This is a genomic window from Pseudoalteromonas sp. T1lg65, from assembly GCF_051930985.1.
In the GTDB taxonomy this organism is placed as follows: domain Bacteria; phylum Pseudomonadota; class Gammaproteobacteria; order Enterobacterales; family Alteromonadaceae; genus Pseudoalteromonas.
In genome coordinates, this window is record NZ_CP196837.1 from 2,959,211 (window position 1) to 2,981,205 (window position 21,995).

Below are 21,995 nucleotides of genomic sequence, written 5' to 3' on the forward strand. Positions count from 1 at the left end.
AGGTTGATATTGAAAAGCTTGTTACTTACTATCTTTGCCACATAAATATACAATGGAAATCAGCGTGAAAGTACAATTATTCAAGCAGCTGTTATTGGCACTTCCAGTGGTTGTTACTGCAACTGCTTCAAATGCTCAACCGCTAACATTAGAGCGTCTTTTTGATGATCCCAGTTTATCAGGGAAAGCACCGACTAAGTTAAAGTTTTCTCCTGATGGTAGCCGAGTCACTTACTTACAAGGCAAAAAAGAAGATTACAACCGCTACGACCTTTGGGAATACAACCTTAAAGACAATAGCAAACGCCTGCTAGTAGACTCTCAAGCCGTATTTTCCGGTGCTGAAAACTTGTCTGACGAAGAAAAAGCGCGTCGTGAAAGACAACGTATTTTTGGTCAAGGTATTTTAGAGTATCAATGGTCGAAAGATGGAAAGTTGTTACTGTTTCCTATAAACGGCGATCTGTACTACTACGATTTAGCTTCAGGAAAAAGTCACAAGTTAACAAATACAGAAGCATTTGAAACCGATGCTAAATTCTCACCAAAAGGTAATTACGTCTCGTTTATACGTGAACAAAACCTATTTGCTATCTCACTCAAAGATGGTAAAGAAATTCAGTTAACCAAAGATGGTGGCGGCACAATAAAAAATGGTATGGCTGAATTTGTTGCTCAAGAAGAAATGTCTCGTATGACCGGCTACTGGTGGTCTGGTAATGAACAACAAATCGCCTTTACTCGCATTGACGAAAGTCCGGTAGAAGAAGCCATTCGCAATGAAATCTACGCCGATGAAGTCAAGCTATTTAATCAACGCTATCCGTACACCGGCACAAATAATGTCACGATCGAGCTCGGCGTGGTAAAACTAGAAAACCAGCAGATAGATTGGGTTGATCTTGGCAAAGATAAAGACATTTATTTAGCCCGAGCCAAGTGGTTAAACGACCACAATACCCTTTCCTATCAATGGCAAGATCGCGCCCAACAAAAGCTAGAGTTACGTTTTTACGATAGCGTCACGAAACAACAAACAGTCGCGCTCACAGAAACCAGTAATACATGGATAAACCTGCACTTTGATCTGCACTTTTTAGAGGACAAAAAGCACTTTATTTGGGCATCTGAGAGAGATGGCTTCAAACATCTCTACCTTTACAACATCAGCGGTGAACTAATTAGGCAAATTACGTCTGGTGATTGGATTGTAGAAAGCTTAAAAGGCGTTGATGAGAAAAAAGGTGTGGTTTACTTTGCTGGCCGAAAAGACACCCCACTTGAAAGTCATTTTTACCAAGTTCCTCTATTTAAAAAAGGAAAGATCCGCAGGATTACCGAGCTAGGTAAAGGCCATAAAGTTGTTCTGGCTGAAGATTACCGCACCTTTATCGATAAAGCTTCAGCGATAAACTTGCCATCAAATGTAGCACTGCGAAAAGTAGACGGTTCATTTGTCACTTGGCTTGAAGAAAATGCATTAGATGATTCTCACCCATTGACACCCTACCTGAGCGATTTGGTTGAACCCGAGTACGGTACGTTAAAGGCTGATGATGGCCAAACCCTACATTATCGTCTATTCAAGCCTAAGAGACTTAACAGACAACAAAAGCATCCTGTCATTGTCAGTGTTTACGGTGGACCGCACGCTCAACGGGTCGTTAATGCTTGGCATAAACGCAACCTGTATTACCAATACCTTGTACAACAGGGCTACGTGATTTTTCAATTGGATAACCGCGGTTCATATAATCGTGGTAAACAGTTTGAAGATCCTATTTATAAACAATTGGGTGTTGTTGAAGTGGCGGACCAAATTAAAGGCGTGGAATACCTACGCACTTTAGACTTTGTCGACCCTCAGCGTATCGGCATTTATGGCCACAGCTATGGCGGGTATATGGCCTTGATGACCATGTTTAAGGCAGGTGATTACTTCAAAGCGGGGGTTTCTGGTGCACCGGTAACAGATTGGGCACTGTATGATACGCACTACACCGAGCGCTATTTAAGTCATCCAAAAACCAATGCTAAAGGATACGAGCAAAGTGCAGTATTCCCATTTGCCGACGGCTTAAAAGGCCCACTACTCATTTATCATGGAATGGCCGATGACAATGTACTATTTACCCATGCAACCAAATTATTTAAGCAGCTGCAAGACCAAGGCAAGCACTTTGAAATGATGACTTACCCGGGTTCAAAGCACAGTTTACGTGGCAAAAAAGTCCAGCAACATTTATATCAAACCATTACCAACTTCTTTAATCGTCACTTTGCTGTAGAGGCTAAAGACACAAAACACTAAAAACTTATTAAAGATTGCGGCATTGACTCAAACTAGGTCATGCCGCTATATTCTGGTAATACAAATTAATTAAATCAAAACAAATACCTACCCACTCTTTATCGATTACTTTTACTTATCTTGTCGATAAAAATAATCCGTGAGCATCTTGATAACTTTGCCGTTATAGTCCGATTTTGATTGCAATACAGCCTGATTATGACCATGAAAATTTGTTTTATTATGTACCCTTGGGAGCGAGTAGAAGCTGAAAATGATAGCTCGCTGAGATTGATCCATGAAGCCGTTTCTCGTGGTCATGTAGTGGCAATCACCACGATTAATAACCTGACAATTCGTGAAAGCGTCGCCAGTGCCTTCTGTGATGTATTTATTGCCGGCCAAAAAGTGCCCGACAATATCGTCAGCTTTTACAACAAAGCATCTTTCAAGCGTATTCAGTTACCATTGGCTGGCTTTGATGTCATCTTTATGCGTGCCAACCCGCCGCTAGATCCATTAGCCATGAACTTTCTAGATTCAGTGCGTGGCGATACCTTTATCGTCAACGATATCGATGGCCTACGGATTGCCAACAACAAGCTATATACCGCTTCATTTCAGGGAATCGCGAGTGAGTTTATCCCTAAAACCCATGTCTCTAAAAACAAAGAATACCTAGAGCGTATTTTTGATGAGTCTGAAAATGAAAAAATGATACTCAAGCCGTTGGACGGTTACGGCGGACGTGGCGTTATCGTGGTTGAAAAGCGTGCCAAACAAAGCTTTAGCTCATTGCTTGAGTTTTATATTGGCGGTGATGAGTCTGGTAAAGGCAGTAATTATGTCATTCTGCAAGACTATGTCGAAGGCGCGCACGAAGGTGACGTACGCATCTTAATGCTCAATGGTGAACCAATTGGTGCCATGAAGCGCGTCCCCGCTGTTAATGAAGTCAGAGCCAACGTTCACGCTGGTGGCAAGGTGGTTAAACACAAACTCACCGCACAAGAAAAAGCGCTGTGTCGCCATATCGGCCCTAAATTAGTCAGAGATGGTCTGTATTTTGTGGGGATTGACGTGATTGGCGGCAAGTTAATTGAAGTGAACGTACTTTCGCCAGGCGGGATCACCAGAATTAACCGCTTGAATCGCAGTAAGCTGCAAGTGCAAGTCATCGATTTTGTTGAAAGTGTTGTCCATGCCAAAGAGCTAGTCAGCCGCCGTAAAAGTGAATTCCGCCAAGTGATAGAAGACGCCCATGCTATCTGAACAAGACATTCTCTCGGCACTCGAAGCCGGGAAACCCATCAGTGGTAGCTTTGCCGAAGGTGCATTTCACCTTGAAGTGAAAGAGTATGTGCCTTACGTTGCTACCGCTGTGCACGCGGGTCACAAAGTACGCGCTAGCCTTAAAAGTCTGTATGCGATCTCTGAAGCCGATAGGTTACAAGAAGAAGATCCGTTTACCGATGACATGGTTGCTTCACTGCCAATCACGTTAATCGCCAAAGATTCACGCTATGAATACGATTTAAATCGAGCGCCTGAGCAGGCCATTTATGACCAAGCGTGGGGTAAGCAAGTATGGCATGAGCAATTACCAAGTCACGAGCTAGATCTCAGTTTATCAAAACACGCCGCTTATTATCGCATACTCGGTGCACTATTAACGGCGTTAGAGCGCCGCTTTGGCGCCTGTGTGCTGTTTGATGTGCACAGTTACAATCATCAAATTCGACACCACCATTACGCACCAACTTTCAACCTTGGTACCACCCAATTGGATACGTTGCGATTCAGAACGGTGTTAGATGAGTTAAAAAAACAGCTGGTGAGCAAAAAAATTGCAGGACAACCCGTTGATTGTGCTGAAAATACTGTATTTCAAGGCCATGGCTACCAAACTACCTTTGTGACCGCTAACTTTAGTAATACCTTAGTGATGCCACTTGAGGTGAAAAAGATTTTCATGGATGAAACCACAGGAGAGCTCTTTCCTGTGGTGTTTGATAAGTTACAGCGTCACTTACACCTAACACTGAGTAAGACTGCTCGTGCTTTTGCTAAGTACCACTGTTACAAACCACTGCGTAAAGCCAAGCTTAACAGCCTACTTGATCCGGCGATTTTAAATGTCGACAGTGCTTTGTATCGCCTGGCTAGGAACTTGGACACATTACATTATGTAAATCCAACCAATATCGCACAGGAAAAACGCCGCTTTTTTGCCAAGCGCCACTATTTGCCAGCATTTAAATATCGGCCGTTACGAATTGATCCGTACGAGTTTAAAGAGCAACTTTATCGATTGCCGGTCAACAAAATTCAAGACCCCGTAGTCAAAAGTCTCTATCGCAAAGTCATTGATAGTTATGCCACTAAAATTGAGTTGATCACACAAATTGGTCGCGAAGCCTTTTTGTACAATTCACTGCGCTATTACGGCGAACCAGACTTTAACGACATTAAAAATGCGACTTTTTTACTGCACGCCAGAGAAACAGAAGTACAACCAGAGAAAAATATTACCGCTGAACAAGCTTTAGTTCGCTTCAATCAAGCCATTGAAACGATGGGGTTACCCTGTAAAGTTGCTATTTCTAGCAAGCTAGTTGCCAAAGCCATGGTAGATAATGGTAAGCGACTGCTGCTAGTAAACAGTAACGCGATGTTGTCTGAGCTAGACATCAATGCGCTTATAGAACATGAAATTGGCGTGCACTTATTGACGACCCTCAATGCTGAAGCTCAACAGCTTAAAGTGCTGCATTTGGGCTTGCCCGGCAATACGTACACCCAAGAAGGCTTGGCCATTTTCCGAGAATATCAGTCTGGGCAGATAAACTTAACACGACTTAAAGTGCTAGCACTGCGGGTGATCGCGGTGAACATGATGCTTAAAGGTGATAATTTTTATCAGGTGTTTGAGTTTTTGGTGGATTCTAAAATACTCAATACAAATGAAGCCTTTGCACTTACCACCCGAGTATTTCGTGGTGGTGGTTTTACCAAAGATCATCTGTATCTGAAAGGCTTTAAAGATGTCGTGCAGCTGTCAACACAACGGAGTCTAGACAACTTGTATCTAGGGAAAACAGGCTTAGCACATTTGGATATTCTAGACACTTTGGTTGAGCAAGGTGTGTTTACTTCAGCTAAACACTTGCCTGATAGCAGTCGAGATCCACAACCTAACCCCATTTTAAGCTATCTTATTTCTTCTATAAATTAGTGAGTTTGGCTTTCAGCGTGCTTGTCACCCTGAAAGCCGATTTATTGCTATCCCGAGAGTTAAACTACAGCTCCAGAATAGCTTTCCACTTATCTTCCGTTTCTTTGCTAACCATACAACTATCTTGCTCAGCAAAACACTGTTGATGACAACTTTGGATCTCCATTGGTCTATCCACCATGCCGTCACAACGCTTCATACACATTTCTCCGCGCTTATTGCAATCAATCAAACCGTGTTCATGGTTGCTTTTTATCTGTGCACTGCATCCAGCCAAAGATGTTGCTACTGCCATTACCGCAACAGCTAGAAATTTCAGTTTCGTCATAATCCCTACTCCTAGGACAATACTGCTTTACAGTCAAATGTACCCACGATTAAAACAATGTCAATAAGTATGAATTACCTACGCAATGTATTTTGTTGCTAGTTGTTTCAGCTTGATTGAAGGTAACAGTCAGATAAATAAAAGCGAGAAGTTCACTGCCGAAGGTACGGCGTGTCGAGCCGTTTTAATAATCAAAGAGAGTTTGGCTTCCAAATAGCAATCACCTTGAAAGCCAGGAAGTTAGTTTCTAAAACTCATAGAAAATATGTACTTTATCTTCCGTTGTTGAATCGGCTGCACAGGTATTTTGTTCCACTACACACTGTTGCTGACATTGCTTAACTTGGCTGGCATTATCTCCATCACGCTCACACAGTTGCTCACACATTTGTTTTTGTTTATCACAATCTAACATGTCGTCATGCTTGTTCGGCGCGCTGCATCCAGCCAGTCCGATCAAACAAAATAGTCCAGCCATTGCCGCGAAACTTCCACTTTTTTTCATATAACAACTCCCAGCCTCTGGCTGTAATAATATGCTCCATCTTCGTCTGCAAATGTACCCATGAAAAATACAATGTCAAATTTTTTGCAAAATCATGAACTCACCTGAAGAAACGCTAATCGGTGATAATCAGAGTTTGTAATTTTTTAGGCATTTTTTCCACAACCAAACGAAACGAATTATCGATCATTCTTTGTAGCTCTCCGACCGGAATTGAGCCGTCTAGAATGACCGTGTTCCAATGCTTTTTGTTCATGTGATAGCCTGGTAACACCGCTGGGAAAATATCGCGAAGCGCATTTGCTTCATCAGGATCGCATTTTAAATTTACTCGCCAGTTGGGAGTATTTCCCGGTTCATGTTCCAATCCGCCGAAAGCAACAATGGCGAACATCTTGTCTTTTACTTTGTATACATCAACATTTGGTCCAAATGGTTGGCTTACGGTAGTAAACGGCTTTGCCATTAAATATTCATGTACTTCGATATTATCCATGTTTTGCTCCTTTAATTGATAACGCATTCCATGCTCCTGACACTCCCTGACAAACCAATGTGTTTTACTTGTTTCGTCCGTTAGATACAGGCAATACCTATCAGCCAATTAAGTTAACTTTTCAGAAGGAAACTATCATGACACAAAACGTTGTTGAGATCGTAAAATTTAAATTAAAAGCCGGGGCAACTGAAGCCGATCTGTTACAAATAAATAAGGAGTTTAATAACTGGCTCCATGAACAACCAGGCTTATTGTACCGTTCACTTGCAAAAACCTCGCAAAGTGATGAATATGTTGATGTAATCTATTGGGAAACCGAGGCTGCTGCAAAAGCGGTTGCTGAAAAGTTTGAAACACAACCCGACTGCCAGCACTTTACCCAATTTATTGACTCAGATAGTGTCTCAATTTCACATAGTCTCATTCTATCCAAAACGTGTGACAACGAGAGTGACGATTAGCTCATAATAGAACATAACTAAATGCATAAATCAGAACGCTTATTTCAGCTAGTAAACCTGCTCAAGGGCAGACGTTTAGCCATTACCGCTAAATCGTTGGCCGATCACTTTGCTGTATCTGAGCGTACGATTTATCGCGATATACAGAACTTACAAAGTTCTGGCGTGCCCATTGAGGGAGAAGCAGGCGTCGGCTATCTCATCGCTGAATGCTCTCTCCCTCCAATGATGTTCAGTTACGATGAGCTAACCGCATTATTGCTTGGCAGCAAAATGGTGAGTGCTTGGACTGATCCCGAACTCAGTGCGCAAGCGAAATCTGCCATAGCAAAAATTGAAGCCGTACTTCCTGCTAAGCTGAAGCAGCAACATGAGCACTCTCCTTATCTCGTTTCAAGCTTCAATCATGGTGAAAAACAACAAAAGTTCAGCCAAATTTTACGTGATAGTATCGAAAGAAATCTTGTTGTCCTGCTGGATTATCAGGATGTAAATGGGCAATTGTCACAACGCCTTATTGAACCGCTGGGTCTTGTTTATTGGGGTGGAAAATGGACGTTAGTGGCACACTGCCTGCTCAGAGATGGTTATAGAGAGTTTCGAATAGACCGCATTGTTCAGCTTCAACAACAAATCACGTCATTCGAAAAAAGTACCACCAAATGCCTTAACCATTATGTCGAATTGGTCAAAGCAAAATACGCAGAAAAACAAAGTTAAGAGCCTGAAAAGTTGATTTAAAACACTTTTTTTTGCTTCGTTTTTGCTGTTGTGGAATTTCTTTCATATCCTTAGTAGGACTAATTTGCTGTATAAGAAGTAACAATGGGGAAACGCAAAGCTATATTCTGCATGCTAGGTCAGCTAGTCATTCTGCTGCTTTTACCAGTGAGACTCTATGCCGACCCTTTGCTCATGCACGATAAGTTTATTGCTCGTTACCCCGCAGAGCCTGCTATTTCGCCACTAATCACACAAGCAATACATGCAATAAACAACGAAGAAGCTCGCGTCGCTTTTAATGTGTTATCTGAGATCAAAGCCACACTGGGCCAAAACCCAAATCATCAAACCCTATTTACCTATCACTATTTAACTGGTCACGCGTTTGCAAAGCTCGGGCTGCATAATCAAGCGATGGCCAGCTACCTCTCTGCATACGAGCTAGCGCTGTTGGAGGATAATGCTGATAAAATTAGCTTCAGCATGCATCACATTGGTAATAGCTTTATTGCGTTAAGACGATTTGATGAGGCCAAATATTACCTTGATGCAGACTATCAAAAAGCCTTAGAGGAAAAATCTTCAGCACATTATCATCGCGCTTTAAACAACTTAGCTGCGCTAGCTATCGCCCAAAATGACAACCAACTTGCAAAGCGCTATCTATCACAAACAGAGCGAATTACTGATTCAGGTAAAGCACTGACTGCACATTCCCACTTTCTCAAAGCACAAGTTGCTGATCCGAATACCTCCGAGCAACTGTTTCAACGTGCTATCGAGTTAATGTCTGAGCATCAGACAAATTCACACACCATAAAAAGTAAGTTGGCGCTTGCAGACTCTTACTTGTTGAATGGCAAAGTGCAACTTGCACAACAACAAGCTCAGCAAGCGCTGACACTTTCACAAAGTATTAAAGCAGATATTTTACACGCGGAGTCATTGTTAAAGTTAGCGACGCTATATGAACATCAGAACAATTATCCGGATGCCCTTGCCTGGTCCAAACAATATATCGAACATCATAGACACCTTGAAAAGCAACGCTCTGAAGTTGGCCTTGAACACTATATCGCAGAAGCCGAGCTGGCCAGCAAAGAGCTCGATATCGCGCTGCTGACCAAGGAGAAGCAAATAGCTGAGGCTAAGACCTTAGCGACTCGTCAACAAACTCAGCTAATTTTAGTCACCAGTATTTTGGTGCTATTACTATCCAGTCTGTTTTTTTATTTACATCGACGTAAAGGTAAAAAGCTGGTCAAAGCGTTAAAGCTGCTGAATAAAACCGAAAAGGCGCTGATGGCAAGAAAAAACACCTCTGCGATGACCACGTTAGTATCTGGAATGGCGCACCAACTAAATACCCCGCTGGGTGTCGTCATCACCGCCAATTCAGCAGTAAAGTCGGCGCTGAGTAAGGTAAAACAAGGACTAGCTGAAAAAAAACTCAGCTTAAGTGAATTGCAGCAGTTCATTACGCATACCGAACAATCGTTATCCCTCACCGAAGCAAACAGTGACAAAGCCGTCAATCTCTTGCAGCGGTTTAAATTAATTTCTGCTTACTTAGAAGATGAGTCACCGACTGAAATTAACCTCAGCGCTTTTTTTGAGAAAAAAATATCTTTGTTGAAACAAGCCTACCCTATCTCGTTTTCATTTTCGGTAGAAGGCGACAACACACTAGTCATTCAGAGCTACCCTGATGTACTTTATAAAATACTAGAGCAGTTGGTTGAGAATAGTTGTATTCATGGTCTAGAGACGATGGACTTTATTCAACTCTCCATTGCCTCAACAGGCGATGGCAATAACGTGCAAATAACCTATACCGATAACGGTGTGGGTATTAGCACAGCCACCATAGAGCAAATTTTTACCCCATTTTTCACCACTAATGGCATGCAATCTCGACTTGGTATCGGTATGAGTATTATCTACCACTCTGTTGTCGATGTGCTTCAGGGAAAAATAGAATGTGCACCTTACGATGCCGGAGCTCGCTTCATAATTACCTTACCCATTACACAAGAAAAACTCAGTTTTAAGCAACAATAGAATTTTTGCCGCACATCTGTTGTAACCAATCAATCAGCCAGCTAAGGCAATATGATAAAGCGATGCTTTCTGTAACCTATTTGCAGCACAGCTTGGCTCATAGAAATTATTGTTCTAAATAACAACAACCTTAACCCCAATTTAACCCTAAGTATTTTATTTTGATATGGCTTTGATCTGCGTGTGAAGAAGTAAGAAGGAACAAGGTAGACCCCTAATAAGGTACATAATAACAACAAGCAATAACACAGTTCAATAGCAAATATCCGTTTTTGATTGTTTTTTATTCCAAAAATAGAAATAAAACTCAAAGGCAAATACTCAATTTATACCAATTCAATTAACTAAGTGGCCTATTAAAGGTCGGGGAAGCTTGGTTGGTTACAGCATCAAATTTACTGCTGTTGGTATTACAACATAGGAATCAACTATGCGTTTAATAGCTAATTTCACTCGCTACTTAACCGTATTAAGCCTATTCACAGTGAGTACATATGGATTTTGTCAGGACTTGAAAATTAGCGGCTTTGGTACGGTGACAATGGGTTCAACGCTTGAATCGGATAAGTCACTTGGCTTTTATAATGATGATGTACAATTTAAACCTGAATCACTGGCTGGAATACAGTTTTACAGTGACATCAGTAACAACACATCGGCAACTATTCAGTTAACGGCACGAGGCCAGAACGACTTTGACGCAGAAATCGAATGGCTATATCTCACCCACATTATTAATCGCAATTGGAGTGTAAAAGTCGGTAAGTTTCGCACCCCGTTTTATAACTTCAGTGAAAGCCTAGATATTGGCTACTCCTACCATTGGATTAGGCCTCCACAATCCGTTTACATCCCACTTTTCAATAATATGGAAGGGGTAAATGCCATGTACCGCAGTGTCATTGGTGAAGTCGACTCTGATTTGCAGATGTTCTATGGCACCTTACACGAGCAAACCCCTGGCGGTCCTGTCGATATTGACTTTATGGCGGGGTTTTCATGGTCGTTACAAAAAGACTGGTTTAGCATGCGCACTTCTTACTTTAAGTCAAAAGTAACCATCCCACCGGTCTTTGCTGGTAATGTCCTGGCTTTATTACCTACAGAGTCAATTCCTGGCAGCCAAGCCATGCCTGGTCCTGCACTACCTACCGTCTCTATGGATGTCGCCAACGCGATTATTCCACAAGGTGATTCGGCTACCAACGCAGGTATTGCTCTTAAAGCCGAATTTGATGATTGGATGGTGCTTGGCGAATACACGATTAATAAAGTTGAAGATAGCGTATTTACCAACCCGACAGGCTATTACGTGTCGTTCGTGTATTTCTTAGGTGATTTTCAACCCCACTTCACGTACGAAAACTTTGATACTGATCCACAGTTCAACATTCTCAAGCTGATTGACAACAATGACCCAGTCAAACCTCTACTTGAAAAGGCTATCGGTGAAACAGACGAAGACAAAAAGACTTATACCTTAGGTGTAAAGTACAACCTAAATTCAGGCACTGTGTTGAAGCTAGATTACTCCTACACAGATTACAAAACTGAGCTATTGGACCCAATTCGACCTCGTGTTGATGCCGGTGTATTTAGCGCGTCTGTAAGCTTTGTGTTTTAAGGAGATAAGTCATGTTAAAAACCATAATTCTAACTTTGATGATGTGCTTCTCTGCTCAGTCACTGGCGAACATCGCCATTATTGCCCATCCCAGTTTTTCACAGGAATTGGATAAAAATTACATTAAACGTATTTTTTTGGGTAAAGAACAACTGTTTCCAAGTGGTGATAAGGTCATGATTTTGGAAATCGACAATGAAGACAAAATATACGAGAGCTTTTGCCAGCATGTAGTCGATAAACAGCCGGAACGATATAAAGCGTTTATGGCAAGGCTAATCTTTACAGGCAAAGTCGCACCATTAAAACGCGTTGCATCAAGCCAAGAAATGAAGCAACTCGTCGTCGCTGACACTTCAACCATTGGTTACATTCCTGTCAGTGAAGTTGATGACTCAATCAAAGTACTGGCGACTTTTTAAGGATCTAACCTTTGAGGTATTTTAGCTAAGGAAAGCGATACCTCATTCTCAAACTTTCCCACTTTCCCACTTTCCCACTTTCCCACTGATTACCAAAAAAACGATTACATCAATAGATAATTCTAAATGGTATTGATTTGAATCCGAGCTAGACTCAGCTAGAACAGTTTTAAACCACAGAGATTGACACAATGATGGACTTTTTATCAAAAATGACCGTAAAGAGTCGTTTAATTACTGGGTTCGGATTTATTCTGGCCTTACTTGTGTTGCTAACAGTTCAAGGGATCCAAAAAGTTAACTTTATTGATCGAACTTTAAATGAAATCACCGACATTAACTCTGTAAAACAACGCTATGCGATTAACTATCGAGGTAGTGTACACGACAGAGCTATTGCAATCCGTGATATTGCAATTGCCAATAGTCAATCTCAAATAGACAGCTTTGTTGACGAAATAAAGACACTAGAAGCATTTTATCGACGCTCTGAAATCAAAATGGACGATATGCTTAGCAACGGCACTCACTTTAGTAGCCAAGAGCGAAATATCCTTGCTCGCATTGATGCGATTCAAGCCAAGACACTTCCGTTGGTTAGTAAAATCATTGCTGACAAACGCGCCGGTAACAATGTTTCTGATCAGGTGTTACAAGCAGCGAGACCCGCTTTTATAGAATGGCTCAACACCATCAATGAGTTTATCGATTATCAAGAAAGCCAAAATCAAATGTTGACCCCCGAAGCAAGAGTCATTGCTGGAGGCTTCCAAAACTTAATGTTGATATTGTGCGCCATCGCGCTTGCCGCTTCTATATTTGTCGGCCTACTTATTGAAAAAAGTCTAAGAGAAACTCTAGGCGGTGAACCATTTGAAGCACAAGAAGCAATCAATAAAACTGCTCAAGGCGATTTAACTCACGACGTTAGCGCTCGTTATCCAAATAGCGTGCTCGGATCAATTGCTGATATGAACAAAAAAATGATAGCAATTGTCAGTAATATCATCAGCGCATCTAACAGCGTCGCCACTCAAGTCGAACATGTGTCACAAGGTTCAAAATCGGTGCTTAATGCAGCTGAAAATCAAGCGAAACTAACCTCACAAACAGCAATAAAACTTAGCGAAATGCGTGAAAGCATCGATCAGGTGTCACAAATTGCACACCATACCGAAGAAAATTCAGGACTTACCGCCCAGTATGCAGAACAAGGTAGAGAAGTTGTCGATGCAACTGCAACTGAAATGGAGCGGATCTCACAAACGGTTAACCAGACCGTAGAACAAATCAAAAAGCTCGAAGGGAATACCAAGCAAATTGGCGGTATCATTAACGTCATTAGCGGTATCTCTGAACAAACGAACCTACTCGCGCTAAACGCTGCAATAGAAGCAGCAAGAGCTGGAGAATCTGGCAGAGGATTTGCGGTGGTTGCTGACGAAGTGCGTCAATTGGCTCAGCGCACCGGCGAAGCAACCTCGCAGATTGAAGCAATGATTAATGACGTACAAACTCAAACAGCCGCCTCTGTCGATGCCATGGAAGCCGTTCAACCACTGGTAGAAAGTGGTAAAGAAAAAACCGTACAAGCAACCGAGCTACTGTTAAATATCGAAAAGCAAGCCAGTGACTCACTAGCCAGAGTCAAAGAAGTCGCGCAAGCATCCGCCGATCAAGTATCCGTGATCAGTGACATCAACATGACGATGGAGAAGATTGCCGCTATGTCCGAAGATTCCATTGAATCTATGCATCAAAACGATGCAGCCACCAACAAACTCACAGAGCTTTCCAGCAAGCTAAAAAATGATATTTCATTTTTTAGCATTTAGGTAACCATAAATCTGGGTTGGGTGGTAACTCTCCATCCAGCCAACAATTTTGCAGCTTGCCTACCTAAACGTATATTCGGACATATTCAAATTTTGTAAAGCATCTCTATTGGTCACCTTCAGCCTTAGCTATAATCCACGTTTGTGGCTGAATCTTTGCCTTTAATTTGGAAACGCACCTATGAAAAAACTCTCGAAAGTCCAACAAAAACAACAAGCGATAGTGATTAATGTTGCAGATATGCTCGAACAACAAGCCCGTGAAGAAATTCCAGGTATGTTGCAATGTTGGTTTGATGTGGAATACCACTTATTTCCAGGTTCACTGATACTGTGTTTTCAATTCGAAGATGCACAAACACTCGAAGCGGCAAAACCTGACTTGTTAAAATGGCAAAAGCGCTTAAGTGCCGCCATGCTGAAAAAAGGCGTGATTTTAAAAGACATGCGACGACATTTAACCTTTACCTTGCAAGGACCAGAAGACTAAACAACCCCAACTTCATCCAAGCAAATTTACCCAACAGCTCCTTCGGCATACTCGTGTTGAATCCATCCTCTGTTGAGAAGTACTGTTGGGTTTGCAAGCGTTAACAACACTTTTGATACTGAGCCACTGACACTTTATCGATTATTGAGAAGCCATTGCCTTGGTGACATTCCGCTATGGGCTTTAAATGCTCGCGACAACGCAGCTTCACTTTTATAACCAGCTTCTTCGGTGATCAGCCGCAAAGATTTACCGCTTTTCAACCACTTTTGAACCAATCCTATTCGCCAACTTTGCAGGTACTTAGCTGGTGTATACCCTACCGTTTCTCGGAATAAATTCGCAAACACACTGCGCGACATAAACGCTTTATTGGCAAGACTTTCTACTGTCCAATCAACTTCAGGGTTTTCATGTATAGCCACAATGGCTTTGCGCAGGTTTTGGTGAGCTAACCCAGCTAGCATTCCGGCTTTGACCAGCTGATTTTCCATCAACTCTCTGATGAGTTGCACCAGCAAGACTTCAAACAACCGATCAAGCAGAACTTGCCGACCACAATTACAGGCCTCAGCTTCTTCAAATAGTAATGACAACACCTTTTCACAGTGTGGCAAGGAATCCAGTGGCAAGCACAAACTGTCTGGTAACGCATTTGCGATTGGATTCGCTTCATTACCTTCAAACGAAACATGTGCACACAAAAATTGCGCATCAGAGTCTGGCGCCACCACAAAACGTCTTTTTAATGGTCGCGGATAAAACAGTAAACTGGGCTGCGTAACCTCATAGGCCTTTTTCCTACCATGCCAAACTTCGACCTGCCCCTCTCTAATTAAGTGAAGCTGCCCAACCGGTGCTTTGAAGTCAATCTCGTTATAGCCACAAAGCGGCCCAGATTGAAATGTATGAGCCGTTAAAGAGAAGTGCTCAAACAATGATGCGAGACGATCAACCATAAAAATACGATCTGCAATATATTCAACACAAAGTGTAGCAAATGATACATCAACTTAGTACAGAATGACACTCATCGACTAGGGACACACAACAATGACGCTAGTCACTAAAAACACTCAATATTCAGTAAATTTATAAAAGGAAAATACTATGAAAAACCTAACCAGCTTGTTAAGAAACACCATCATCACCGGCGCATTCATTTTAGCCGCAGCAACAGCACAAGCGACAACCAACTATGAGCGCACTGCTAGCACCATTACCACCAGCGACAACGTTGAAATTTACTATAAAGATTGGGGACCGAAAGACGGTGAAGTTGTCACTTTTAGTCATGGCTGGCCGTTAACCTCTGACAGCTGGGAATCACAAATGCAATTTTTGGCTGATAAAGGCTACCGCGTGATTGCCCACGACCGAAGAGGACATGGCCGCTCTAGCCAACCTTGGGATGGCAACGACATGGACCACTACGCAGATGACCTAGCAGCAGTTATCGATGCACTGGAATTAAATAAGGTGACTTTAGTTGGCTTTTCTACTGGCGGTGGTGAGGTAGCACGCTACATAGGCCGCCACGGTACAAGCCGAGTCAACAAGGTGGCATTAGTTAGCGCAGTAACTCCTTTTATGACTAAAACTGACACAAACCCTAACGGCATTGAAAAAGCGGTATTTGATGGCTTGAGAAAAGCGTCGAACGATAACCGTTCACAGCTATATCTAGACATCGCAAGTGGTCCATTTTTCAGCTTTAATCGCCCTGATGCTAAAGTTTCACAAGGCTTAATCCAGTCTTTTTGGAGACAAGGTATGACAGGCGGTGCTAAGAATACTTACGATTCTATCGCGGCATTTTCCGCAACGGATTTCCGCCCTGACTTAGCTAAATTTGACGTACCAACGCTGGTCATTCACGGTGATGATGACCAAGTAGTTCCTATCGAAGTATCCGGTGAAGTTTCTGCTAAGTTAATTAAAGGCTCAGAATTTATTATCTATAAAGATGCGCCACACGGCCTAGCAGACACACATAAGGACAGATTAAATCAAGACTTACTGAAATTTTTACAACAGCAGTAACTGTTCAAAAGTGATAAACCGAAGCTTGTTTCGGTTTATCATCTTAGTCTCCTCAGCTGATATTATCTGTGCATTCAATGCGCGGTACATAAACACAGGCAAGCACAAACCCAAGCTACTTGGATCATCAGGGCCATTAAACACAGCGATAATAAGTTAAGTTCGCAGTGAAATAAGCCTATAGCATGTACCATCCTCAACCATTTTAGAGTAAGCTTCTTGAGCAAGTGTCACAGACCAAGAAGGAAAAAACGGTGAACAATAAAATTGAGCCTGAGCTACCTAGTATCATGCCTGACATAGACCAAGTTGAAGCCTTTAAACAGACTCAAACACCGTCGAACAACAAAAAAACTTCTTTTGAAAACAGTGAAAACGTCCCGAGTGCCCCCGCTCAAACAAGTAACGTCGCTCTTTGGCTCGGTGCAATATCGATTATCGCTTTGGCCGCGGGGGGGTTTATTCTCCATCAACAAAGCGCTGTAATGCAAACAAAGCTGGCAGCTTCTGAGCGACGCATTGCAGAACTAGAAAATGCGCTTTCGGCAACCGGAGAAGAATTGGGCCAGTCTGCAGGTGCTATCCAAGCAAAATTGTCAACTTTAACCGAGCGTACCGATGAACTGTGGAGCCAAATGGATAAGCTTTGGGCTTCTGCGTGGCGACGTAATCAGTCTGAGATCAAAGAACTTCAAGAACAGGCTACTAAAATTGCCAGCACTCAATCTCAACACACTAACAGCCTGTCTGATATGACCTCTAACCTTAATAACTTATCGCAAAATCAGTCAGAAATGACGTTAAAACTGGCTTTATTTCAAGAGCAACTGCAAACAGCAGAGACGTTGAAAAAGCAACTCACAACAATGAGTGCTGATTTGGATCAGCTAAAATCTCAATCACAAAACCGCGATAGCAAACAAATAGAAATTGGCAGCACCCTAGCCCAGCTTGAAATGACACAAACTGCATTAGCTGAGCAGTTGCAACGCTTAGAAAGCAAATTAGCTTCTACCACAACACCTCAGCAAAAGCTTAACTAGGATAGTTAAGCAGCCAAAGTCGGACTAGCAAAATGCTATCCGACTTTTTGGTGTACATATTTCTGTAGAACCCAAACTCATAGACCGGAAGACATCTTGGTTTTTTCTAAGCCACTCTGTTTTAAACGCTTTTTCAATACCAATGGTTTAATCCACAAGTGAATAAGCATTGAAATCACACTAAAAAGCACCACACCAACAAAGGGCATCGCAGAACCAGAAACGAACGTCGAGCCCAAAACATAGCCAAGAATATACTCACCACGATGAAGCGGAAATACCAGCGCCGCAACCAGCAAACCTAGTAATATCAACATCGCAGCCTGATGATAGCCCAGACTAAAAACGATTGATTGAGCGACACTGACAATCAACATGACAGCAAAAGCCAAGCCGGCATTTCGATAGAGTTGTTGACTACTATCAGGTAGGTTTTCTAGTTTTGCCGCCCGTTTTTTTATATTCAGTGATACCAACAAAACAAGTACGGGTAAGATAATAAAGCCCCACCAATTGGATATACCCGGCAGATCTTTTCGCATAAAAAAGTGGTGGGTCAATACACCACCGTTCATTGATTCCCACACGATGCAAAGCGTTTGAAACATGCATACTGCAATCAACATAGCGACAGTTGCTCTATTATGCTGCTGATTATTCATACAATACCTTTTTATTATTAGTCATTAGGGTCACGAAAGAGCAATTACCAGACCAAAATCATAAACCTTTGATTTTATTAATTTTGAAAAATAACGTGTGGTTAAGTTAGCTAAAAGATGCTGTTTTAGGCTAATTAGTCACGTTTTACCAAAACATGTTCAAACATCCATCAAGCTTGCTATCGCACTCAACATCCTCGCCAGTTGGCTAAATATAACGTAAAATAGCGCATTACATTTCTGTATTTATTCACGTGTACGTTTTACGCTTAATAGATACACATTTCCAACTCAGGCATTCTTTTTGCCGATTGAGTCTTTCTTGCTTGAAGGCAGCTATGAAAAAAACATTTGAACTAACTCACCCTAAAATCAAACTTGCAAGACGCGTTGATGCGGTAAAGCATGAGCTAAAAAAATACGTAAAACGTGAACGCAATAAAACCTTGCCAGCTGGCGCCGATTTCTGGGATTTTGACTGTAAGTTTGGTAACACCGAAGCAGAAGCTGAGCCTGTGCACCTATCACAATTTAATAAGTTGATTGATAAAACACAAACTGAGAATTTAACCTCTTTCTATGTTGAGATCTTAGCAAAACCTGGTTACAGAAAAGCCGATGATTTGTCTGACGATGAGCCAGAAGAAGACTAAAAGCCTCTGCCGTTTACTTAACGAGGTCAACTGACTGTCATGCTGAACGGGGTTCAGCATCTTTCCCGCTTTAGGCCCAACAATTAACTTAATACAGCCTTAAATCCTCTTTTTACGGGACTTAGCTCTATAGTAACTCGCCCATAAACTGACACAAAACAACGCACATGATACAATCGCTCGTCGAATTTTTTACTGGCAGTGCTGCCGGTACAGTGAGAGTTACTGAGTATGAGTGAGTCGTTTGTTGCGATTGGATTAGTGAACCCTAAATCGCCGACTAATGTGGGTGGCGTATTACGAGCCGCTGGCTGCTATGATGCACAAGCCGTTTATTTTAATGGTAATCGCTATGCAAAAGCAGCTAAGTATCATACTGATACAAAAAACATCGCTAGCAACATTCCGATCCAACAAATTGATGATTTCACTAGTTTAAAAGTACCGGGCCGCTCACTGGTGTGCGTAGAACTGGTCGAAGGTGCAACACCACTGCCAAAGTTTGTGCATCCGGACAATGCAATATACGTATTTGGTCCAGAGGATGGCAGCCTACCACAGGATATCGTTGACGCCGCAGATGCGGTGGTTTATGTACCAACCACAGGTTGCATGAATTTAGCTGCAACGGTCAATGTGCTGTTGTATGACCGTATGGCAAAACGCTCAACCCGTTTTGACACCGACCAAATCCTCACCAGCCGAGATACCAACAACCGCCTGACGGTGGGATGAGCCAAGTTTGAATATGGAGTTTTCTTGGGACACAGTGCAAGCTCCCGAATTCACACGGTCTCGATAAACACTCTATTTTTGAACATAGATGAGATAGCTTGCTTAATGTTTAGCAAATGAGGCTGAAACCAAGTTCACATCAGCCTCGAAGTTCTTATACCAATTCACTTAAATATCTGGTCAATTTGAGAGATAAAATCTGCTGCTAACTGCGTTAAAATTTCTCATTTAGAACAACTAAATAGCAAAATTTTTCCTGGTTATCAACTAGCTTTTCTCGACTCAAAATTGTTCAACTAATTAAGAGAACTGGTATTAATTCTGACGGTAATTGTTCTCTTAGGACTAACTAAAATAGAGTTTTGTTCTATTTTTCATGCTCATCACAAAGCCAGTCGTGCAGCTTTTTACCAACTTCATAACCGAAATCGAATACATCACCTAAGCTTGCACCGCCAACTTGATGTGTCTGTTCAAGTGATAATATTTGTGTTTTTTCTGAGAGCTGTTTAAGTTTCTTTTTCTTTATTGTTAGGTTTTTCATTAAAATTATCCTTATTGATCTTATTGTTGTTCCTATAGAGGAACATAGTCAATATATTACAAACAAGCTACTAGTCAATTTTTAAACATAAATTGCTGCTAGCTTTTCTTTCCGCGTATTTTATACAGAAGAAAGGTTTAGTACTTGGTCAATAGATTTTGCTATGCAAACAAGTAAACGTTCTGGCAAGCCAAAACCGATGTTAAGTCGTATGAAATGACTGCGGAGCTGAACTGCTAGATATGCGTTTCCCACAACTTATTACTAAAACGGTTGTTGGGATCCAATTTTTGTTTTAATGCAAAAAACTCTTTAACTCTTGGGTAAGCCTGATGAAACTGCTCTGTGGTTGCGTGTAGTTGGTAGGGTAAATAGTAAGTTCCACCTTCTGAAATTACAGCATCAATCATTTTTCGGCTCCATACTTTCACACCTTCCTTATCTTGCTCGGATGTTCCTTGGCGGTAATAAACAACAAAAGCAAACACTTCTTCTCTCGCCCACGCTAATAGTGAACCTGTATCTGGCAAAGCGTGGCGAATCGACACATTGAGCACATTCACCTCGTGCGATTTAAAGATGGCAGACATTTTTGCTGAGAAACTGTCAAATCTGTCAACTGGTACAAAATACTCCCTCAAGACATACGTTTGGTTTTTCCGGCTTTTGGGTTCTAGTTCTCTCACATCATAACTGGCTTCATAATTTCGCCATTGCACAGTGTCAGAAGCATTTTTGATAGGCTCAAAAATATGCTGTCTCATCCACTTACCAATATTTGAATCCGCGACAAATTTGGCAACTTTGGGTTGCCACCAATAATCTTTATCACGTGGGATCAGTTTCTCTTGCACAGTAAGCGGCTTTTCAGTTTTAAGCCAGCTAACGCTATTCACATGGGTATAATCTGGCGGGTAAATATCAGCATTATGAAAGACGATACTTGGGTTGTTTCTTACGTTTTGTTGAAAAAAAGACCCGTATTGTTCAATCTTCATATAATCAGTTTCTCGACCAACTTTTACATTTGGCACTAGCTCAAGCGTAGCATGAGCGATAACACCTAATCCGCCATACCCACCGATAACACCATAAAACACTGCTGCGTTTTCGTGTGGTGATGCATCCACAACAGCGCCATCAGCTAGAACAACTTTTATGGATTTCACTGACCTTATAATTGGGCCTTCGCCAATATAGCGTCCATGTACATTAACACTCAAAGAACCACCTACCGTAAAATTCGAGTATGACTGCATGATTTTTATGGAGAGACCTTCAGGATCGATAACCTCTTGAATATCACGCCAACGAATGCCGCTCTGAACAGTAATTTCCTTTGCTGTGGGATCAAATGAAATAACTTGATTGAAGTCTCTCATATCAAGGTGAAGATGATCTTCAAGTGCAATTTGACCACCTTGACTATATCGGCCACCACCAATAGATACTTTCCCGTTAGTAGACTTTATGGCTTGTTGAATATCTTGGATTGATTCAGGAGTAACCACTTTTTCAACCCGAATGGGGTTTAGCTTGGTGATATCATTAACAATGTTTGGATTACTAAAATCGGACTGTTGTTTGGGTGAGAAGTCTACCAACACATAGGCAGCTAAAGCCAACACTAGCGCTGTTAAACAACCAACCAATATTAAAGTAATTTTTAAAATCAGCTTCCCTGTTACTTGCATAAAACCCTTTTATTTTTAATAGTTTGTGCAAATTCATATTATCACTTGATGACCACTTTCCCAATCAGTTCTAGATGACTTTGGATATTGTTAATTGCGACAAAATTGTGAGGTATCGGTTAGTGCTATTACGCTTTTTGTAATACCT

General features: G+C 41.7%; 21 protein-coding genes. 14 read left to right on the top strand and 7 right to left on the bottom strand.

Going from position 1 to position 21,995, the window contains the following annotated elements; translation table 11 throughout:
* Positions 1–64: 64 nt before the first annotated feature.
* From ACSLBF_RS13035 to ACSLBF_RS13045, 3 genes are all read left to right on the top strand, one after another.
* The gene (locus tag ACSLBF_RS13035; RefSeq protein ID WP_440053809.1) at positions 65–2,311 is read left to right on the top strand and encodes a DPP IV N-terminal domain-containing protein; all 2,247 of its coding nucleotides are present in this window, start codon (positions 65–67) and stop codon (positions 2,309–2,311) included.
* A gap of 204 nt (positions 2,312–2,515) precedes the next feature.
* Positions 2,516–3,562, top strand: a complete 1,047-nt coding sequence (gene gshB, locus ACSLBF_RS13040) for a glutathione synthase (RefSeq protein ID WP_440056235.1) — start codon at positions 2,516–2,518, stop codon at positions 3,560–3,562.
* The gene (locus tag ACSLBF_RS13045) at positions 3,552–5,525 is read left to right on the top strand and encodes a flavohemoglobin expression-modulating QEGLA motif protein (protein WP_440053810.1); all 1,974 of its coding nucleotides are present in this window, start codon (positions 3,552–3,554) and stop codon (positions 5,523–5,525) included. The genes gshB and ACSLBF_RS13045 overlap by 11 nt, the downstream gene beginning before the upstream one ends.
* A gap of 64 nt (positions 5,526–5,589) precedes the next feature.
* Here the strand turns inward: ACSLBF_RS13045 and ACSLBF_RS13050 are convergent, their stop codons facing one another.
* The 3 genes from ACSLBF_RS13050 to ACSLBF_RS13060 all read right to left on the bottom strand — a co-directional run bounded on the left by ACSLBF_RS13050 (position 5,590) and on the right by ACSLBF_RS13060 (position 6,854).
* A complete protein-coding gene (locus ACSLBF_RS13050) occupies positions 5,590–5,853 on the bottom strand; it encodes a hypothetical protein (protein WP_440053811.1) in 264 nt (87 codons plus the stop codon).
* A gap of 247 nt (positions 5,854–6,100) precedes the next feature.
* On the bottom strand, positions 6,101–6,358 hold the full coding sequence (locus tag ACSLBF_RS13055) for a hypothetical protein (protein WP_440053812.1): 258 nt from the start codon (positions 6,356–6,358) through the stop codon (positions 6,101–6,103).
* A 115-nt stretch (positions 6,359–6,473) separates the two neighbouring features.
* Positions 6,474–6,854: an MmcQ/YjbR family DNA-binding protein gene (locus tag ACSLBF_RS13060; RefSeq protein WP_440056236.1), complete on the bottom strand. Its 381-nt coding sequence runs from the start codon at positions 6,852–6,854 to the stop codon at positions 6,474–6,476.
* Between the two features lie 137 nt (positions 6,855–6,991).
* Between ACSLBF_RS13060 and ACSLBF_RS13065 the strand changes: the two genes are divergently transcribed.
* From ACSLBF_RS13065 to ACSLBF_RS13095, 7 genes are all read left to right on the top strand, one after another.
* Entirely contained in the window at positions 6,992–7,318 is a 327-nt protein-coding gene (locus ACSLBF_RS13065; protein WP_440053813.1) for a hypothetical protein, read from the top strand.
* Between the two features lie 21 nt (positions 7,319–7,339).
* Positions 7,340–8,038, top strand: coding sequence for a helix-turn-helix transcriptional regulator (locus tag ACSLBF_RS13070; protein WP_440053814.1), 699 nt, complete (start codon positions 7,340–7,342; stop codon positions 8,036–8,038).
* A gap of 105 nt (positions 8,039–8,143) precedes the next feature.
* On the top strand, positions 8,144–10,102 hold the full coding sequence (locus ACSLBF_RS13075; RefSeq protein WP_440053815.1) for an ATP-binding protein: 1,959 nt from the start codon (positions 8,144–8,146) through the stop codon (positions 10,100–10,102).
* Between the two features lie 430 nt (positions 10,103–10,532).
* Positions 10,533–11,726, top strand: a complete 1,194-nt coding sequence (locus ACSLBF_RS13080) for a porin (protein WP_440053816.1) — start codon at positions 10,533–10,535, stop codon at positions 11,724–11,726.
* Between the two features lie 11 nt (positions 11,727–11,737).
* Entirely contained in the window at positions 11,738–12,148 is a 411-nt protein-coding gene (locus ACSLBF_RS13085; protein ID WP_440053817.1) for a hypothetical protein, read from the top strand.
* A 191-nt stretch (positions 12,149–12,339) separates the two neighbouring features.
* Positions 12,340–13,983 (top strand): methyl-accepting chemotaxis protein, encoded by a 1,644-nt coding sequence (locus tag ACSLBF_RS13090; RefSeq protein WP_440053818.1) that lies wholly within the window; start codon positions 12,340–12,342, stop codon positions 13,981–13,983.
* 181 nt (positions 13,984–14,164) lie between these two features.
* A complete protein-coding gene (locus tag ACSLBF_RS13095) occupies positions 14,165–14,473 on the top strand; it encodes a hypothetical protein (protein ID WP_440053819.1) in 309 nt (102 codons plus the stop codon).
* Positions 14,474–14,607: 134 nt separating this feature from the next.
* Here ACSLBF_RS13095 and ACSLBF_RS13100 read toward each other — a convergent pair whose 3' ends face one another.
* Complete coding sequence (locus ACSLBF_RS13100) at positions 14,608–15,432, bottom strand: cupin domain-containing protein (protein ID WP_440053820.1); 825 nt, start codon at positions 15,430–15,432, stop codon at positions 14,608–14,610.
* Positions 15,433–15,583: 151 nt separating this feature from the next.
* Between ACSLBF_RS13100 and ACSLBF_RS13105 the strand changes: the two genes are divergently transcribed.
* Both ACSLBF_RS13105 and ACSLBF_RS13110 read left to right on the top strand, forming a co-directional pair.
* Positions 15,584–16,516 carry an alpha/beta fold hydrolase gene (locus tag ACSLBF_RS13105; RefSeq protein ID WP_440053821.1) on the top strand — a complete coding sequence of 311 codons (933 nt, stop codon included), beginning with the start codon at positions 15,584–15,586 and terminating at the stop codon, positions 16,514–16,516.
* A 254-nt stretch (positions 16,517–16,770) separates the two neighbouring features.
* The gene (locus ACSLBF_RS13110) at positions 16,771–17,559 is read left to right on the top strand and encodes a hypothetical protein (RefSeq protein ID WP_440053822.1); all 789 of its coding nucleotides are present in this window, start codon (positions 16,771–16,773) and stop codon (positions 17,557–17,559) included.
* Between the two features lie 77 nt (positions 17,560–17,636).
* Here the strand turns inward: ACSLBF_RS13110 and ACSLBF_RS13115 are convergent, their stop codons facing one another.
* On the bottom strand, positions 17,637–18,221 hold the full coding sequence (locus ACSLBF_RS13115) for a hypothetical protein (protein WP_440053823.1): 585 nt from the start codon (positions 18,219–18,221) through the stop codon (positions 17,637–17,639).
* A 338-nt stretch (positions 18,222–18,559) separates the two neighbouring features.
* Here ACSLBF_RS13115 and ACSLBF_RS13120 point away from each other — a divergent pair, with 338 nt between their 5' ends.
* Entirely contained in the window at positions 18,560–18,874 is a 315-nt protein-coding gene (locus ACSLBF_RS13120) for a DUF6172 family protein (protein ID WP_440053824.1), read from the top strand.
* A 231-nt stretch (positions 18,875–19,105) separates the two neighbouring features.
* A complete protein-coding gene (locus tag ACSLBF_RS13125) occupies positions 19,106–19,609 on the top strand; it encodes an RNA methyltransferase (RefSeq protein ID WP_440053825.1) in 504 nt (167 codons plus the stop codon).
* Between the two features lie 367 nt (positions 19,610–19,976).
* Here the strand turns inward: ACSLBF_RS13125 and ACSLBF_RS13130 are convergent, their stop codons facing one another.
* Together ACSLBF_RS13130 and ACSLBF_RS13135 are read right to left on the bottom strand one after the other, a co-directional pair.
* Positions 19,977–20,153 carry a hypothetical protein gene (locus tag ACSLBF_RS13130; protein ID WP_440053826.1) on the bottom strand — a complete coding sequence of 59 codons (177 nt, stop codon included), beginning with the start codon at positions 20,151–20,153 and terminating at the stop codon, positions 19,977–19,979.
* Between the two features lie 236 nt (positions 20,154–20,389).
* The gene (locus tag ACSLBF_RS13135) at positions 20,390–21,847 is read right to left on the bottom strand and encodes an FAD-binding oxidoreductase (RefSeq protein ID WP_440053827.1); all 1,458 of its coding nucleotides are present in this window, start codon (positions 21,845–21,847) and stop codon (positions 20,390–20,392) included.
* Between the last annotated feature and the right edge of the window lie 148 nt (positions 21,848–21,995).

Coding starts and splice junctions, on each gene's coding strand:
- ACSLBF_RS13135 (WP_440053827.1), bottom strand. CDS start 21,847: ATGCAAGTAACAGGGAAGCTGATTTTAAAAATTACTTTAATATTGGTT.
- ACSLBF_RS13060 (WP_440056236.1), bottom strand. CDS start 6,854: ATGGATAATATCGAAGTACATGAATATTTAATGGCAAAGCCGTTTACT.
- ACSLBF_RS13130 (WP_440053826.1), bottom strand. CDS start 20,153: ATGAAAAACCTAACAATAAAGAAAAAGAAACTTAAACAGCTCTCAGAA.
- ACSLBF_RS13095 (WP_440053819.1), top strand. CDS start 14,165: ATGAAAAAACTCTCGAAAGTCCAACAAAAACAACAAGCGATAGTGATT.
- gshB (WP_440056235.1), top strand. CDS start 2,516: ATGAAAATTTGTTTTATTATGTACCCTTGGGAGCGAGTAGAAGCTGAA.
- ACSLBF_RS13085 (WP_440053817.1), top strand. CDS start 11,738: ATGTTAAAAACCATAATTCTAACTTTGATGATGTGCTTCTCTGCTCAG.
- ACSLBF_RS13065 (WP_440053813.1), top strand. CDS start 6,992: ATGACACAAAACGTTGTTGAGATCGTAAAATTTAAATTAAAAGCCGGG.
- ACSLBF_RS13125 (WP_440053825.1), top strand. CDS start 19,106: ATGAGTGAGTCGTTTGTTGCGATTGGATTAGTGAACCCTAAATCGCCG.
- ACSLBF_RS13115 (WP_440053823.1), bottom strand. CDS start 18,221: ATGAATAATCAGCAGCATAATAGAGCAACTGTCGCTATGTTGATTGCA.
- ACSLBF_RS13050 (WP_440053811.1), bottom strand. CDS start 5,853: ATGACGAAACTGAAATTTCTAGCTGTTGCGGTAATGGCAGTAGCAACA.
- ACSLBF_RS13080 (WP_440053816.1), top strand. CDS start 10,533: ATGCGTTTAATAGCTAATTTCACTCGCTACTTAACCGTATTAAGCCTA.
- ACSLBF_RS13100 (WP_440053820.1), bottom strand. CDS start 15,432: ATGGTTGATCGTCTCGCATCATTGTTTGAGCACTTCTCTTTAACGGCT.
- ACSLBF_RS13090 (WP_440053818.1), top strand. CDS start 12,340: ATGATGGACTTTTTATCAAAAATGACCGTAAAGAGTCGTTTAATTACT.
- ACSLBF_RS13070 (WP_440053814.1), top strand. CDS start 7,340: ATGCATAAATCAGAACGCTTATTTCAGCTAGTAAACCTGCTCAAGGGC.
- ACSLBF_RS13045 (WP_440053810.1), top strand. CDS start 3,552: ATGCTATCTGAACAAGACATTCTCTCGGCACTCGAAGCCGGGAAACCC.
- ACSLBF_RS13105 (WP_440053821.1), top strand. CDS start 15,584: ATGAAAAACCTAACCAGCTTGTTAAGAAACACCATCATCACCGGCGCA.
- ACSLBF_RS13055 (WP_440053812.1), bottom strand. CDS start 6,358: ATGAAAAAAAGTGGAAGTTTCGCGGCAATGGCTGGACTATTTTGTTTG.
- ACSLBF_RS13075 (WP_440053815.1), top strand. CDS start 8,144: ATGGGGAAACGCAAAGCTATATTCTGCATGCTAGGTCAGCTAGTCATT.
- ACSLBF_RS13120 (WP_440053824.1), top strand. CDS start 18,560: ATGAAAAAAACATTTGAACTAACTCACCCTAAAATCAAACTTGCAAGA.